The 14,666-nt window shown below is 71.4% G+C and carries 11 protein-coding genes; 6 read left to right on the plus strand and 5 right to left on the minus strand.

Annotation, left to right across the window (positions count from 1 at the left end; all coding sequences use genetic code 11):
* Positions 1-4 precede the first annotated feature (4 nt).
* The 3 genes from QFZ26_RS18345 (at position 5) to QFZ26_RS18355 (ending at position 5,563) form a co-directional block, all read left to right on the plus strand.
* Positions 5-3,409: an error-prone DNA polymerase gene (locus QFZ26_RS18345; protein ID WP_307044693.1), complete on the plus strand. Its 3,405-nt coding sequence runs from the start codon at positions 5-7 to the stop codon at positions 3,407-3,409.
* A 9-nt stretch (positions 3,410-3,418) separates the two neighbouring features.
* Positions 3,419-4,300 (plus strand): DUF3097 domain-containing protein, encoded by an 882-nt coding sequence (locus tag QFZ26_RS18350; protein ID WP_307044694.1) that lies wholly within the window; start codon positions 3,419-3,421, stop codon positions 4,298-4,300.
* A gap of 168 nt (positions 4,301-4,468) precedes the next feature.
* Positions 4,469-5,563 (plus strand): VIT1/CCC1 transporter family protein, encoded by a 1,095-nt coding sequence (locus QFZ26_RS18355; RefSeq protein WP_307044696.1) that lies wholly within the window; start codon positions 4,469-4,471, stop codon positions 5,561-5,563.
* Here the strand turns inward: QFZ26_RS18355 and QFZ26_RS18360 are convergent.
* Complete coding sequence (locus QFZ26_RS18360; RefSeq protein ID WP_307044698.1) at positions 5,560-6,048, minus strand: Lrp/AsnC family transcriptional regulator; 489 nt, start codon at positions 6,046-6,048, stop codon at positions 5,560-5,562. The two genes, QFZ26_RS18355 and QFZ26_RS18360, sit on opposite strands and share 4 nt — an antisense overlap.
* 110 nt (positions 6,049-6,158) lie before the next feature.
* On the opposite strand from QFZ26_RS18360, the gene QFZ26_RS18365 reads away from it, so the two are divergent.
* Positions 6,159-7,427 carry a trans-sulfuration enzyme family protein gene (locus QFZ26_RS18365; protein WP_307044700.1) on the plus strand — a complete coding sequence of 423 codons (1,269 nt, stop codon included), beginning with the start codon at positions 6,159-6,161 and terminating at the stop codon, positions 7,425-7,427.
* A 15-nt stretch (positions 7,428-7,442) separates the two neighbouring features.
* On the opposite strand, the gene QFZ26_RS18370 is transcribed toward QFZ26_RS18365, so the two are convergent.
* Together QFZ26_RS18370 and QFZ26_RS18375 are read right to left on the minus strand one after the other, a co-directional pair.
* Positions 7,443-8,873 carry a DHA2 family efflux MFS transporter permease subunit gene (locus QFZ26_RS18370; RefSeq protein WP_307044702.1) on the minus strand — a complete coding sequence of 477 codons (1,431 nt, stop codon included), beginning with the start codon at positions 8,871-8,873 and terminating at the stop codon, positions 7,443-7,445.
* A 76-nt stretch (positions 8,874-8,949) separates the two neighbouring features.
* A complete protein-coding gene (locus QFZ26_RS18375) occupies positions 8,950-10,746 on the minus strand; it encodes a DEAD/DEAH box helicase (protein ID WP_307044704.1) in 1,797 nt (598 codons plus the stop codon).
* Positions 10,747-10,821: 75 nt separating this feature from the next.
* On the opposite strand from QFZ26_RS18375, the gene QFZ26_RS18380 reads away from it, so the two are divergent.
* Complete coding sequence (locus QFZ26_RS18380; RefSeq protein ID WP_307044706.1) at positions 10,822-11,607, plus strand: SGNH/GDSL hydrolase family protein; 786 nt, start codon at positions 10,822-10,824, stop codon at positions 11,605-11,607.
* Here the strand turns inward: QFZ26_RS18380 and QFZ26_RS18385 are convergent.
* Both QFZ26_RS18385 and QFZ26_RS18390 read right to left on the minus strand, forming a co-directional pair.
* Positions 11,589-12,866, minus strand: a complete 1,278-nt coding sequence (locus QFZ26_RS18385; protein ID WP_307044708.1) for a D-alanyl-D-alanine carboxypeptidase family protein — start codon at positions 12,864-12,866, stop codon at positions 11,589-11,591. The two genes, QFZ26_RS18380 and QFZ26_RS18385, sit on opposite strands and share 19 nt — an antisense overlap.
* Positions 12,859-13,680 (minus strand): TrmH family RNA methyltransferase, encoded by an 822-nt coding sequence (locus QFZ26_RS18390; RefSeq protein WP_307044710.1) that lies wholly within the window; start codon positions 13,678-13,680, stop codon positions 12,859-12,861. Before QFZ26_RS18390 ends, QFZ26_RS18385 begins: the two co-directional genes overlap by 8 nt.
* A 151-nt stretch (positions 13,681-13,831) precedes the next feature.
* Here QFZ26_RS18390 and QFZ26_RS18395 point away from each other — a divergent pair, with 151 nt between their 5' ends.
* Entirely contained in the window at positions 13,832-14,614 is a 783-nt protein-coding gene (locus QFZ26_RS18395; RefSeq protein ID WP_307045154.1) for an NAD-dependent protein deacetylase, read from the plus strand.
* The last annotated feature ends 52 nt before the right edge of the window (positions 14,615-14,666 follow it).

Below are 14,666 nucleotides of genomic sequence, written 5' to 3' on the forward strand. Positions count from 1 at the left end.
ACTGATGGGGTGGAACAACCCGGGCATCCCGTGGTCGGAGCTCGAACGCAAGCTCTCCGACGCGAACCGGCCGGGCGGGCCGAAGCTCATCGGCGACGGCGGCGACAGTCCCGCCTGGAGCCGGAAGCGGCATCCGTACCGCCCCTCCGAAGCCCTCGAAGCGCCGACCGGGCCGGTCGTGCCCTATGCCGAGTTGCATGCCCACTCGACGTTCAGCTTCCTCGACGGCGCCTCGACGCCGGAGCAGTTCGTCGAGGAGGCGCACCGGCTCGGACTCGCCGGGCTCGCGATCACCGATCACGACGGCTTCTACGGCATCGTGCACTTCGCCGAGGCAGCCGAGAGCTTCCCCGACCTCACGACCGTCTTCGGCGCCGAGCTCTCGCTCGGCCTGAGCGGCCCGCAGAACGGCGCGGCCGACCCAGAGGGCGAGCACCTGCTCGTGCTCGCCCGGCGCGAAGAGGGCTATCACCGGCTCGCCGGCGCGATCACCGCGGGCCAGCTCGCGGGCGGAGAGAAAGGCCGTCCGGTGTACTCGCTCGAAGAGCTCGCCGAGCGCTCGGCCGGTGAGTGGGTCGTGCCCACCGGATGCCGCAAGGGCGCGGTGCGGCGGGCGCTCGCCGAGGGCGGGGCGGATGCCGCGGCGCGCGAGCTCGACCGCCTCACCGCGCTCTTCGGGCGCGAGAACGTCGTCGTCGAGCTCTTCGACCACGGGCATCCGCTCGACCAGGAGGCGAACGACGCCCTCGCCGGCCTCGCCGAGCGCGCCGGGCTCCCCCTGCTGGCGACGAATGCCGTGCACTACGCCACCCCACCCGAGCACCGGCTCGCGGCCGCGCTCGCCGCGGTGCGCGCGCGGCGCAGCCTCGACGAGCTCGACGGCTGGCTCCCCGCGTCCGACCAGCTGCACCTGCGCAGCGGCGCCGAGATGATGCAGCGCTTCGCACGGTACCCCGGGGCGGTGGCCCGTTCGGTGACGCTCGCAGACGAGCTCGGCTTCACCCTGCGCAGTGCCCGCCCAAAGCTGCCGAAGCAGGAGGTACCCGAAGGCCACACGCCGATGAGCTGGCTCCGGGTGCTCGTCTGGCAGGGCGCCGAAGAGCTCTATCCCGGCGTGCCGCCGCACGTGCGCGAACGGCTCGAACGCGAGCTCGACATCATCGAGCAGAAGGACTTTCCCGGGTACTTCCTCATCGTGCACGACATCGTGCGGGAGGCACGGCGACGCGGCATCCTCTGCCAGGGCCGCGGCTCAGCGGCGAACTCCGCCGCTTGCTACGCGCTGCGCATCACCGCGGTCGACTCGATCGGATACGACCTGCCGTTCGAGCGCTTCCTCTCGGCGCTGCGCGACGAGGAGCCCGACATCGACGTCGACTTCGACTCCGACCGGCGTGAGGAGATCATCCAGTACGTCTACGACAAGTACGGCCGGCAGAACGCGGCGCAGGTCGCGAACGTCATCAGCTACCGGCCGAAGGCCGCCGTGCGCGACATGGCGAAGGCGCTCGGCTACTCCCCCGGCCAGCAAGACGCCTGGTCGCGACAGGTCGAGCGGTGGGGCGCGGTCACCGAGACCGACGACCACGACATCCCCGACGCCGTCGTCGAGCTCGCCGAGCAGGTGCTCACCTTCCCGCGCCACCTCGGCATCCACTCGGGCGGCATGGTGCTCACCGATCGGCCGGTCGGCGAGGTGTGTCCCATCGAGCACGCCCGCAAGGAGAACCGCACGGTGCTGCAATGGGACAAAGACGACTGCGCCTGGATGGGCCTCGTGAAGTTCGACCTGCTCGGACTCGGCATGCTCGCCGCCCTGCAGTACACCTTCGACCTCGTGCGGGACTCGACCGGCGAGCACTGGGAGCTCGCGACACTGCCCAAAGAAGAGGCGGCGGTCTACGACATGCTCTGTCGTGCCGACTCGATCGGCGTCTTCCAAGTCGAGAGCCGGGCGCAGATCGGCACGCTGCCGCGGCTCAAGCCCCGCTGCTTCTACGACCTCGTCGTCGAGATCGCGCTCATCCGGCCGGGCCCGGTGCAGGGCGGCGCGGTGCACCCCTACATCCGCCGACGCACCGGCGAAGAGGAGGTGAGCTACCTGCATCCGAACCTCGAACCGGTGCTCGAACGCACCCTCGGCGTGCCGCTCTTCCAGGAGCAGCTCATGCAGATGGCCGTCGCGGTCGGCGATTGCAGCGCCGCCGACGCCGACCTGCTGCGGCGCGCCATGGGCTCCAAGCGCGGCGTCGAGAAGATCGAGCGGCTGAAGTCGAAGCTCTACGCCGGCATGGAGCGCAACGGCATCGCCCCCGACGTGGCCGACTCGATCTACGCCAAGATCGAGGCGTTCGCGAACTTCGGCTTCGCCGAGAGCCACGCACTGAGCTTCGCGTTGCTCGTCTACGCGAGCTCGTGGCTGAAGCTGCACTACCCGGCGGCGTTCCTCGCGGCGCTCCTCCGCGCGCAGCCGATGGGGTTCTACTCGCCGCAGACCCTCACCGCCGATGCACGGCGGCACGGCGTCGAGATGCTGCGTCCCGACATCCTGCGCTCCGGGGTGCACGCGGGGCTCGAGGCGACCCCGGGCGCGGCATCCGGCCCGAGCGGGCTCGACTCATGCGCCGATCCCGCACAGCCGCCCACGGGCCTCTTCGACCGCGGCGCACCCGACCGCTCGACCGAGCACCGCCGCGACGCCGCCTTCTCGGTGCGGCTCGGGCTCGCCGACGTCTCCTCGATCGGCACCGCCGTCGCCGAGCGCATCGTCGCCGAACGCGAGGCGCGTGGGCCGTACCGCGACATGGCCGACGTCTCCCGCCGGGCGGCGCTCGACGCGACGCAGCTCGAGGCGCTCGCCGCGTCGGGCGCGTTCGACGGCTTCGGGCTCGAGCGACGCGAGGCGCTCTGGCTGGCCGGCGAAGCGGCCCAAGATCGCGAGGAGTACCTGCCGGGGTCGGTCGTCGTGGTGCAGCCCCCGCTCCTGCCGATGCTGACCGCCGCAGAACAGGTCGTCTACGACCTCTGGGCCACCGGCATCTCCCCCGACGACCACCCCATCCGGCACGTGCGCGAACGACTCGACGAACGCGGCGTCATCCGAGTCGACCGGCTCGCCCGTGCCGAGACGGGTCGCCGCATCGAGGTGGGCGGCGTGGTGACGCATCGGCAGCGGCCGGCGACCGCGAGCGGCATCACCTTCCTCAACATCGAAGACGAGTCCGGCACCGTGAACGTCATCGCCGGCGTCGGCGTGTGGAATCGCTACCGGCGCATCGCCCGTGAGGCGCCCGCGATGATCGTGCGCGGCATCCTCGAGCGCTCACCCGACGGCGTCACGAACATCGTCGCCGATCGATTCGAATCGCTCACCGTGTCGGCGCCGCACCGCTCGCGCGACTTCCGTTAGCCTCGACCGGTGCCCGCGACACCTCACGACGCCTCCCGCAACGACCCGCACGACCGCTACGGCGGCGACGTGCTCGCCGGCGACTGGAAGGCCCGCGGGCGACGCACCATCCCCACCGTCGAGGCCGAGCGAGACCTCGTCGTCGAACTCGCCGAGAACGGCTTCTGCGGGGCGATCGTGCGGCTCGAGAAGGGCATCGTCACCCTTGAAGACCGCTTCGGCAACACGCGCATCTTCCCGCTCGGCCACGGCTTCCTCGTCGATGGCGCGGCCGTGCAGCTCGTGGCGCCGAAGCCCAAGGCGCCCGCCGGGCGGCTTCGCACGGCATCCGGATCGTTCGCCGTCGACTCGACGCCCGCGCGCGTGGCGCTGCCGAGTCGCATCTTCGTCGAGGGACGCCACGACGCCGAGCTCGTCGAGAAGGTCTGGGGCACCGACCTCAGGGTCGAGGGCGTCGTCGTCGAGTACCTCCAGGGCGTCGACGTGCTCGGCGACGTGCTCACCGACTTCCGGCCCGGACCCGGGCGACGCGCCGGAGTGCTCGTCGACCACCTCGTCGCCGGCTCGAAGGAGCAGCGCATCGCCGACGCCGTGATGCGCGGCCCGCACGCCGCGCACGTGCTCGTGGTGGGGCATCCGTTCATCGACATCTGGCAGTCGGTGAAGCCCGCGCGCCTCGGCAGGGATGCCTGGCCGGTCATCCCCCGGGGTACCGAGTGGAAGCACGGCGTGTGCGAGGCGTTCGGCTGGCCGCACGCCGAGCAGGCCGACATCGCGCGTGCGTGGCAGCACATCCTGGGCCGCGTGCGCGGCTACGGCGACCTCGAGCCGGCGCTCCTCGGTCGCGTCGAGGAGCTCATCGACTTCGTCACCGCTCCGGCCCCGCGCTGAACTCGGGGCCGCGCCGGTTCGGTGCTCCGAAAACCTGCCAATCCCAGCCGATCGGCCGGATCACGCCGATTCGACCGATATCGTGACTTCGGCCGCGACCGCGGCGAAGGCGTTTGGATCGCGAGCACCGGGCCCACCGCCCACGTCTCGCGCGGAGGAGCAGGGCAGATGGACGACGTGCAGCCGAATCGATCGGCGGCCGATCGCGCGCGATGGCGCCGATACCTCGCCGACGAACGCGCCGAGGCCGCGGTCTACCGGGAGCTCGCCGGCAGGCGCGAGGGCGAGGAGCGCGAGATCCTCCTCGCGCTCGCCGCGGCCGAGGGCCGCCACGAGGCGCACTGGCTCGCGCTGCTCGGCGACGACGACTCGCGTACGCCCCGCGCAGACCTCCGTACCCGCATGCTCGGCGCGCTCGCCCGACGCTTCGGCTCGATCTTCGTGCTCGCGCTCGCGCAGCGCGCGGAGGCACGTTCGCCCTACGCGACCGAGCCCGATGCCACCCCGGCGATGGCCGCCGATGAGCGGATTCACGGCGAGGTCGTCCGCGGGCTCGCGGCTCGCGGGCGACGCCGGCTCGCGGGCACCTTCCGCGCGGCGGTGTTCGGCGCGAACGACGGCCTCGTCTCGAACCTCGCCCTCGTGCTCGGCATCGGCGCGACGGGCGTGCCGAGCTCCGTGGTGCTGTTCACCGGCATCGCCGGCCTGCTCGCCGGCGCGCTCTCGATGGGCGCGGGCGAGTACGTCTCGGTGCGATCGCAACGCGAGCTGCTCGAGGCATCCGCTCCCGATCCGACCGCTCGCGAGGCGCTCGTCGACCTCGACGTCGACGCGAACGAGCTCGCGCTCGTCTACCGCGCGCGCGGCATGGCCGAGCAGGAGGCCATCGAGCACGCTGCGCTCATGGTCGCCAGGGTGCAGGCCGCCGGCCGGGTGGCGACGCCGACCGATGCGCTCGCCGTGGCCTCGCACGACGACGAGGCCGTGGGCACGGGCATGTCTGCCGCGATCTCGAGCTTCCTCTTCTTCGCGTCCGGCGCGCTCATCCCGGTGCTGCCGTACCTCTTCGGCATGGACGGAACCGCTGCGATCGTGACGGCGGCGGTGCTCGTCAGCATGGCGCTGCTCGTGACCGGCGCCATCGTCGGGCTGCTCTCGGGCGCGTCACCGCTGAAGCGGGCGCTGCGCCAGCTCGCGATCGGCCTCGGTGCGGCGGCCGTCACCTACCTGCTCGGCCTCGCGTTCGGCGCCTCGATCGTCTAGGGCCGGGGCTCGGCGACGAGGCGGTTCCAGCCGTCGCCGTCGACGTGCTCGAAGATGAGGTTCGTCTCGGTGTGGGCGACCGCCGGATGTCCCGTGAGGTGCGCCAGCACGAACTCGCGAAGCTCTTCGGCGTCACGGGCGGCGACGTGGATGAGGTAGTCCTCCGCGCCGGCCATGTGGAAGACCCCGAGCACGCCGGGAAGGTGCGGGACCGCCCCTCGGAACGCGTCGATCTCGCTCCGATCGTGCTTGACGAGGCGCACCGCGATGAGCGCCTGCAGCGATACGCCGAGCGAGGCGAGGTCGACATCGACCCGGTAGCCGCGCACCGTGCCGAGGCTCTGCAGGCGCCGCAGCCGCAGCGATACCGTGGACTCGGCGACGCCGACTTCGGCGGCGAGGGCGGCGCCCGAGGCACGGGCGTTCGTGGAGAGGGCCTGGAGGAGCGCCCGGTCGACTCGGTCGAGTTCGGGTTTCTGCGCCATGGTTCGGACTCCCTTGGGCCGGTGATGAAGAAGCTTCGACATTTGAAGCGTATCGCATCGATCGTGCATGCCGAGTTGCCGAACGTGACAGGATCTGTTTGATTCGAGGCATGCAGACATCGTCGTCGCACCTCGAGACCCGCGCCGTGCACGGCGGCATGGCGGGCGTCCGAGAGAGCGGATCCCACGTTCCCGTCATCGACTTCTCCACCACGAACCCGCTCGATTCCGTCGAGACCGGCGGTGCCTCCTATGAAGAGCTCGCGACCGGCCACGACCTCGGCGAGGGCCGCTCCGCGGTGTACCAGCGCCTGTGGCAGCCCGGCGTCGCGCGATTCGAGGAATCGCTCGCGGGCCTCGAGGGCACCGAGGGCGCCGTCGCGTTCGCGAGCGGAATGGCTGCGCTCGCCGCGACGCTCATCGCCACTGCCACCGCCGGACGGCCGCATGTCGTCGCCGTGCGCCCGCTCTACGGCGGCACCGACCACGTGCTCGCGAGCGGGCTGCTCGGAACCGAGGTGACCTGGGCGGATGCCGCCGGCGTCGGCGCCGCCATCCGGCCCGACACCGGCCTCGTGATCGTCGAGACCCCCGCGAACCCCACGCTCGAACTCCTCGACCTCCGCCGCATCGCCGACGCAGCGGGCGACGTGCCACTGCTCGTCGACAACACCTTCGCCACGCCGGTGCTGCAGCGTCCGGTCGAGCACGGCGCGACGCTCGTGCTGCACAGCGCGACGAAGTACCTCGGCGGCCACGGTGACGTCATGGGCGGCGTCGTCGCCGGCGATCAGGCATGGGTCGAGCGCCTCCGACAGGTCAGGGCGCTGACCGGCGGGCTGCTGCACCCGATGGCCGCCTACCTCCTGCACCGCGGACTCCGCACGCTCCCCCTTCGAGTCCGCGCGCAGCAGGCGACCGCAGCTGAGCTCGCCCAGCGCCTCGTCGCACACCCGGCGATCGCGAAGGTGCACTATCCGGGCCTGCCCGGCCAGGACCCGGCGGGCCTGTTGGGCACCCAGTTCGATGGCCCCGGCTCCATCATCGCGATCGAGCTCGCGGGCGGCTACGACGCCGCTGTGCGCTTCACCGAGTCGTGCGAGCTCATCACGCACGCCGTCTCGCTCGGCGGTGTCGATTCCCTCGTGCAGCACCCGGCGTCGCTCACGCATCGGCCGGTCGCCGGCGACGCGAAGCCCGGCGCCGCGGTCGTTCGGCTCTCGATCGGACTCGAGCACGTCGACGACCTCACCGACGACCTGATGTCGGCTCTCGATGCCGCCGCAGAGCTCGGCGGGCTGCGACCGCGCTCCGTACGGGTTCACGAGGCTCCGGATGCCGCGGGCGCGCGTGAGCGGGAGGACTCACCGGCTCGCTGACCGACGGCCCCGCCGTCAGTCGCTCGAACGCGGCTGAGCCGGTGGATGCGCTGCTGACGCTGATTGCGGCGGTGCCTCGCGGTCCGCCGTCGTCGCCCGTTCCTCCGGCGCCGGGTTGCGGATCCCGATCCACGACACGATCCCGCCGACGACGAGGAACGCGGCGGTCGCGATGGCGACCCGGTGGTACCCGGCCACATCGAGCTGGGTTCCGACGATGACGCCGATGAGTGCGATCGCCACGAGTCCGGCGATGCGCGCCACGGCGTTGTTCACCGCCGAGCCGATGCCCGCCCGGGCTGGATCGATGGCCCCGAGGATCGCCGCGGTGAGGGGCGCGACGGTCATCGCCATGCCCAGCCCGAAGACGGCGATGCCCGGGAGGAACTGCGTCCAGTAGTTCAGGTCCTGCTGCACGGCGAGGGTCATGAGGAATCCGGCCGCCACGACGAGCGGACCGACGGTCATGAAGATCCGCGGCCCGAACCGGCTCGAGAGCCCGCCGAACCAGGAACCGAGGAGGACGAGCATGATCGTGGGCGGCAGTGTCGCGAGTCCGGCGAACGTGGCCGAGAAGCCGGCGGCCTCCTGGAGGAAGATCGTGATCGCGAACGGACCGAGCGCGAACGCCGCGTAGATGAACAGCGTCGCGAGGTTCCCCGCGGCGAAGTTGCGCGCGTGGAAGAGGCTCAACGGCAGCATCGGCTGCGGCGTGCGACGCTCCCACCAGAGGAAGACGCCGAGCGAGACGATGCCCACGATGAGCGGGACGAGCACGACCGGTGAACTCCAGCCGTAGCGGCCCTGCTCGATGAGCGCGAACACCGTGCCGCCGAGCCCGACGATGCCGAGTGCGGCGCCGATCCAGTCGATGCGCTCACGATCGAGGTTCCGCTCGTCGCGGCCGAGCCGGTGCAGCAGCACGAGCGCGACGGCGATGGGCAGCAGGTTGATCCAGAACACCAGGCGCCAGGACACGAGGTCGACCAGGACGCCGCCGAGGAGGGGTCCGACGAGGAAGGCGCTCGTCGTCCACGCGGTCCAGCGTCCGATCGCCTTGCCCTGTTCCGCGGAGGGGAACGTGGCGATGATGAGCGCGAGCGAGCTCGGCACGAGCAGTGCGCCCGCCGCACCCTGCATGGCACGTGCGATCACCAGCATGACGCCGTCGACCGCGACCGCGCACATCACCGAGGTGGCGGCGAACCCGTAGAGGCCGATGCGGATGATGCGGAGCCGGCCGAACGAATCCGAGAGCGAGCCCGCGAGCAGGATCAGCGAGCCGAGGGTGAGCAGGTACGCGTCGACCGCCCACTGCTGCAGGGCGAGCCCGCCGCCGAGCTCCTCGGCGATCGAGGGCAGCGCGACATTGATGACGGCGCCGTCGAGGAAGGCGATGAACGAGACGACGATCGCGACGATGAGCACGCGGGTGCGGCGGTCCATATCGGCCATGCTAGCCCCGGTCCGGATGCCGCGATCCGGCCCGCGACGGCCGCCGCGACGTCGTCTCGCGTCCGTCTCAGCGACTTCCGAGACGGCGTCGCAGCAGCTCGATGCGGGCCTGCAGTTGCGTCACGGTCGCCTGTGCGACGGGCGGCCCTCCGCACACCCGCCGCAGCTCGGCGTGCACCTGCGAATGCGCTTCGCCCGTGTGCCGCGCCCAGAGCCCGACGAGGCTGTTCAGCAGCGATCGCTGCTCTTTGAGCGTTCGGTAGAGCGCGACGGGCTCGGGGTTCTCATCGGCGACCACGTGCTTGCGTCGCTCCCCCGCCCGGCGCGCTTGCCGGGCCTGGCGATGACGCAGCAGTTCGGAGACCTGGTCGGGTTCGAGGATGCCCGGGATGCCGATGAAGTCGAACTCCTCATCGCTGCCGGGCTCGGCGAGGGTGCCGAACTCGGTGCCGTCGTAGAGCACGCGATCGAAGGAGGCATCCGACCCGATCGCCTCCCACGTGCCCAGCTCGGCCTCCTCGGACGCTCGCTCTTCACGGTTCGCCGACTCGAGGAGACTGTCGTCGAGCCCGTCGTCATCGGCGTCGCCACTGCGGCGGTCGAGGGCGTGGTCGCGCTCGACCTCGAGCTGCGCCGCGAGCGCCATCAGCCCCGGCACGTTCGGCAGGAAGACCGACGCCGTCTCACCACGGCGTCGGGCACGCACGAAGCGGCCGATCGCCTGCGCGAAGTACAGCGGCGTCGAGGCGCTCGTCGCGTAGACGCCCACGGCGAGCCGCGGCACGTCGACGCCCTCGGAGACCATGCGCACCGCGACCATCCAGCGGCGGGTGTTGCCCGAGAACTCCTCGATGCGCGAGCTCGCCTCCTTCTCGTCGGAGAGCACGACCGTGACCTTCTCGCCGCAGATTCCCTCGAGGATCTTCGCGTACGCGCGCGCGGTCGACTGGTCGGTCGCGATGACGAGCCCGCCCGCATCGGGGATGCCGTGCCGGACCTCGGTGAGCCTGCGATCGGCGGCCTGCAGCACCGAGGGGATCCACTCGCCGGTCGGTTCGAGCGCGGTGCGCCACGCCGACGAGGTGATGTCCTTGGTGTTGTCTTCGCCGAGCTTCGCCTCCATCTCGTCGCCGGCCTTCGTGCGCCACCGCATGTGGCCGGCGTAGACCATGAAGAGCACGGGGCGCACGACGCCGTCGGCGAGGGCGCGGCCGTAGCCGTAGTCGTAGTCGGTCTTCGAGAGCCGCACGCCCTCCGCGTCGGGCTCGTAGTGCACGAACGGGATCGGCGCGGTGTCGGAGCGGAACGGGGTGCCCGTGAGCGAGAGCCGCTTCGCCGCCGGCTCGAACGCCTCGCGGATCGCGTCGCCCCACGAGAGCGTGTCGCCGCCGTGGTGCACCTCGTCGAGGATCACGAGCGTGCGGCCCGAGAGCGTGAGCTCGCGGTGCAGCGCGGGCCGCATGGCGACCTGCGCGTAGGTCACGGCGACGCCGTGGAAGTGGCGTGCGCTGCGGCCGTGGGAGTTGCGGAACCCGGGATCGAGACGGATGCCGGCCCGCGCCGCGGCATCCGCCCACTGACGTTTCAGGTGGTCGGTGGGCGCGACCACCGTGATGCGGTCGATGACGCGGCGGGCCCGGAGCTCGGCCGCGAGCCGGAGCGCGAAGGTCGTCTTGCCGGCCCCGGGGGTCGCCGCGGCGAGGAAGTCCTGCGGCATCTGCTCGAGGTAGCGTTCGAGCGCTTCAGCCTGCCAGGCGCGCAGCTTGCTCGCGGTGCCCCACGCGGCTCGCTCGGGGAAGGAGGGGGGCAGGTGCTCGGCGGCCGAGGTACCCGGCTGGGGGCCGGAAGGGGTCGCGGTGCTCACTGGATCCGAGCGTAGCGGAGGGGCCCGCCATCCTCGAACCGGGTGACGAACCCGGTGACTTGACACAATGAAGGAATGGTCACGCAGCAACATCCCTGGTCGCGCTATGTCGCCCTCGGCGACTCGTTCACCGAGGGCATCGGCGATCCCGAACCCACCGTGCCAGGCGGCCACCGCGGCTGGGCCGATCGCGTCGCCGAGGTGCTCGGCCGGGGCGCCGACGACTTCGCGTACGCGAACCTGGCGGTGCGGGGCAAGCTCATCCAGCAGATCATCGACGAGCAGATCGAGCCCGCGCTGGCGTTGCGCCCCGACCTCATCACGATCTCGGCGGGCGGCAATGACGTCATCCGTCCCGGCACCGACCCCGACGAGATCGCCGCGCGCTTCGAGTACGCGATCGAACGGCTCTCACGTGACCGCGCGACGATCGTGATCTTCACGGGCGTCGACGTCGGGTTCTCGCCCGTGTTCCGCGGCATCCGCGGCAAGGTGGCGATCTACAACGAGAACCTCCGCACGATCGCGGCGAAGTACGACTGCATCGTCGCCGACCAGTGGGCGCTCACCGCGATTCAGGACCAGCGCATGTGGGCGCCCGACCGCCTGCACCTGAACGCACTCGGCCACCACACCGTCGCGCGCATGGTGCTCGCCGCCCTCAACGTCGAGAACGACCTCGAGCCGCTGAAGCCCGAACCGCTGCCGACGAGCACGTGGCGCCAGGCGCGCGTCGAAGACATCTCGTGGGCTCGCGAGTATCTCGTGCCGTGGGTGCTGCGGCGCGTGCGGCACCAGTCGTCGGGCGACTTCGTGTCGGCGAAGCGGCCCGACGCCGGCCCCTACTCGCTGCCGGACTGAGCCACGGGCGCGTCGAGCGCACCGGGGTTCGCGAGGCGCCACCAGGTGCCCGGATCTTCGAGCGCCGCGTCGAGCACGAGCGGCACCGAGATCTCCTGCGACCCGGCGTGCACGATCGCGGTGCCGACCTGCTGGCCGCGCGAAGCGACCGTGACCGGGTCGGCACGCACCTCGACGTCGACCGGTGTGTCGCTCCAGACGATGACGGATGCCCCGTCGGCGGTGCGTGCACGCGCCGTCTCGCCCCACGGGGTGGCGTACTCCGCGAGGGCCTGGTCGGCCTCGAGCGGCGTGACCTCGTGGAAGCCGGGCGCGATGGAGTCGAGGAGCGCGGCGATCGCGTCGTTGAGCACGTTGTGGGTGACGCCCCCGAGCAGCACGCCCACGACCGTGACGGACGACGAGCCGACCGGCACGTCTGCGGAGAACAGCAGGTTCGCCGCGTCGTCGGTCGTTCCGGTCTTGATGCCGTCGACACCGTGACTGCCCAGGAGCTTGTTGCCGTTCTTCAACGTGCCGAGTTCGGGCACGTCGACCGCGGGGGTGGCGACGAGCTCGGCGACGACCGGGTCGGCGAGTGCGAGCTCGCCGAGCCGCACGAGGTCGGCGGCCGTGCTGACGTTCGCAAGCGACAGTCCGCTCGAGTCGGCGATCTGCGTGTTCGCGAGACCCTGCTCGGCGAGCCAGGCGCGCGCGCGCTCGAGGAACGCGTCGGTCGAGCCGAACGCCCAGTTCACGATCGAGATCGAGTAGTTGTTGCCTGAGGGTAGGAGCATCGCCGCGAGGCTCTCACGAAGCGACAGCGTCGCACCGGCCTCGACGGGCGCGACGGAACCGTTCTGGGCGACCATGTCCCAGTAGATGTCGACGTCGGCCTCGGTGTAGGTGATCTCGGGTCCGCCCTCGCCTGCGGCGATCGGATGCGCCTCGAGCACGACGAGCGCCGTGATGACCTTGGTGATGCTCGCCGTGGCCATCGGCGTCGCCTCGTTGCCCGCGGCCAGGAGGCCGTCGAAGCCCACCGCGCCGACCGCGTAGCTGCCGAAGCCCGGCAGGCTGAGCGGCTGCGCCGCGGCCGCGACGGGAGCCGGGTCGGTGACGACGGGTGCGGCAGCGGGGATCGGCGCGCCGAGGGTGTTCGCGGTGTAGACGCCGCCGCTCGTCACGAGGGCGATGACGACGGCGAGGGAACCGAACACCGCGATGCGACGGCGGCGGTAGACACGGCGGCGGGCGTCGCGATCGAGCGATTCAGTCATGGGGCGGCTCCTCGTCGACGGCGAGGGCGTAGAGCACGACCGCGGCGGCGGCCGCGACGTTCAGCGAATCGACGCCACCGGCCATGGGGATGGTCACGATGTGGTCGGCGGACTCGAGGGCGGTGCGCGACAATCCGTCTCCCTCGGCCCCGAACACGAGCGCGAGGCGCTCGGGCGGGTCGGCGGCGAGCGAACGAAGCGACACCGCACCGTCGGCCAGGGCCAAGGCGGCGATCGAGAACCCCGAGGCGTGGAGCATCCGTGCGGCCTCTGGCCACTCGGGGAGCCTGGTCCACGGCACCTGGAACACCGTGCCCATGCTCACGCGCACGCTGCGCCGGTAGAGCGGGTCGGCGCACCGCGGACTCACGAGCACGGCGTCGGCGCCGAGCGCGGCGACCGAACGGAAGATGGCTCCCACGTTGGTGTGGTCGACGATGTCCTCGAGCACGACGACGCGACGTGCCGTCGCGAGCAGTTGCTCGGGGTCGGGCTGGACGGGCCGTTCGAAGGCGGCGAGGGCGCCACGGTGCACCCGGTATCCGGTGATCGCCTCGAGCTGGTCGGGGTCGGCGAGGTGCACGGGCACGTCGAACCGCGCGAGCGACGGCTCGAGCCCCGCGAGCCATTTCTCTTCCATCAGCACCGAGCGCGGACGGTGTCCGGCGTCGATCGCGCGGCGGATCACCTTGGCCGATTCCGCGATGTAGAGACCCTGCTCGGGCTCGTGGGTACTGCGCAGGGTCACGTCGGTGAGCCGGGCGTAATCGGCCACGGCGTCGGATGCCGCGTCGCGGACTCGTTCGATGTGCATGGGTCTCCTCCCTCTAGCCTGCCAGTGCACGAAACATTCCGGAAAACCGACACGTCTAGACTCGGACCACCGTCGAAGGGAGATGGGCGTGGCACCTGGAATCGGAGCACCGGCCGAGGCCGACGTACTGCTCGATGAGGCGATCGGCTTCATGCGCGGTGCCGAGGTCGCGGTGCTCACGGGCGCCGGCGTCTCGACCGACTCGGGCATCCCCGACTACCGCGGCGAGGGCGCCCCGGTGCGCACCCCGATGACGGTGCAGGCCTTCCTCGCCTCCGAGCGTTCGCGCAAACGGTATTGGGCGGGCAGCCACCTCGGGTGGCGCACCTTCGGCAGTGCGCAGCCGAACGCCGGGCACTTCGCGCTGGCCAGAATGGAGGCTGCGGGCAACGTCAACGGCGTCATCACGCAGAACGTCGACGGCCTGCACCGTCGGGCCGGCAGCCGGCATGTCGTCGAGCTCCACGGCGGAATGGACCGCGTGCTGTGCGTCAGCTGCGGCCAGCACTACGCGCGCCAGGCGATCGCCGAGCGACTCGCCGAGCTGAACCCCGCGATCGATCTCGACACCGCCATCCGCCCCGCGCCCGACGGCGATGTCGAGGTCGACGACGTCGACGCGATGACGATCCCGGCCTGCACGGTGTGCGGCGGCATCCTGAAGCCCGACGTGGTCTTCTTCGGCGAATTCGTGCCGACCGACACCTTCCAGGCCGCCGCCTCGCTCGTGCGCGGCGCCGACGTGCTCCTCGTCGCGGGCTCCTCGCTCGTCGTCAACTCGGGCATGCGGCTCATCGAGCTGGCCCGCCGCAACAAGCTGCCGATCGTCGTCGTGAACCGCGGCATCACGAAGGGCGACAGTCGCGCCGCGGTGAAGATCGACGCGGGTGCGAGCGAGACGCTCGTGGCGATGGCCGCAGCGCTCGGCGCGTGACCGTCGGAATCCTGGTCGACGCCGCGGAGTGAACTCGCGGCCGGTGCTCGTT

This window comes from Agromyces ramosus (assembly GCF_030817175.1).
Taxonomy (GTDB): Bacteria; Actinomycetota; Actinomycetes; order Actinomycetales; family Microbacteriaceae; genus Agromyces; species Agromyces ramosus_A.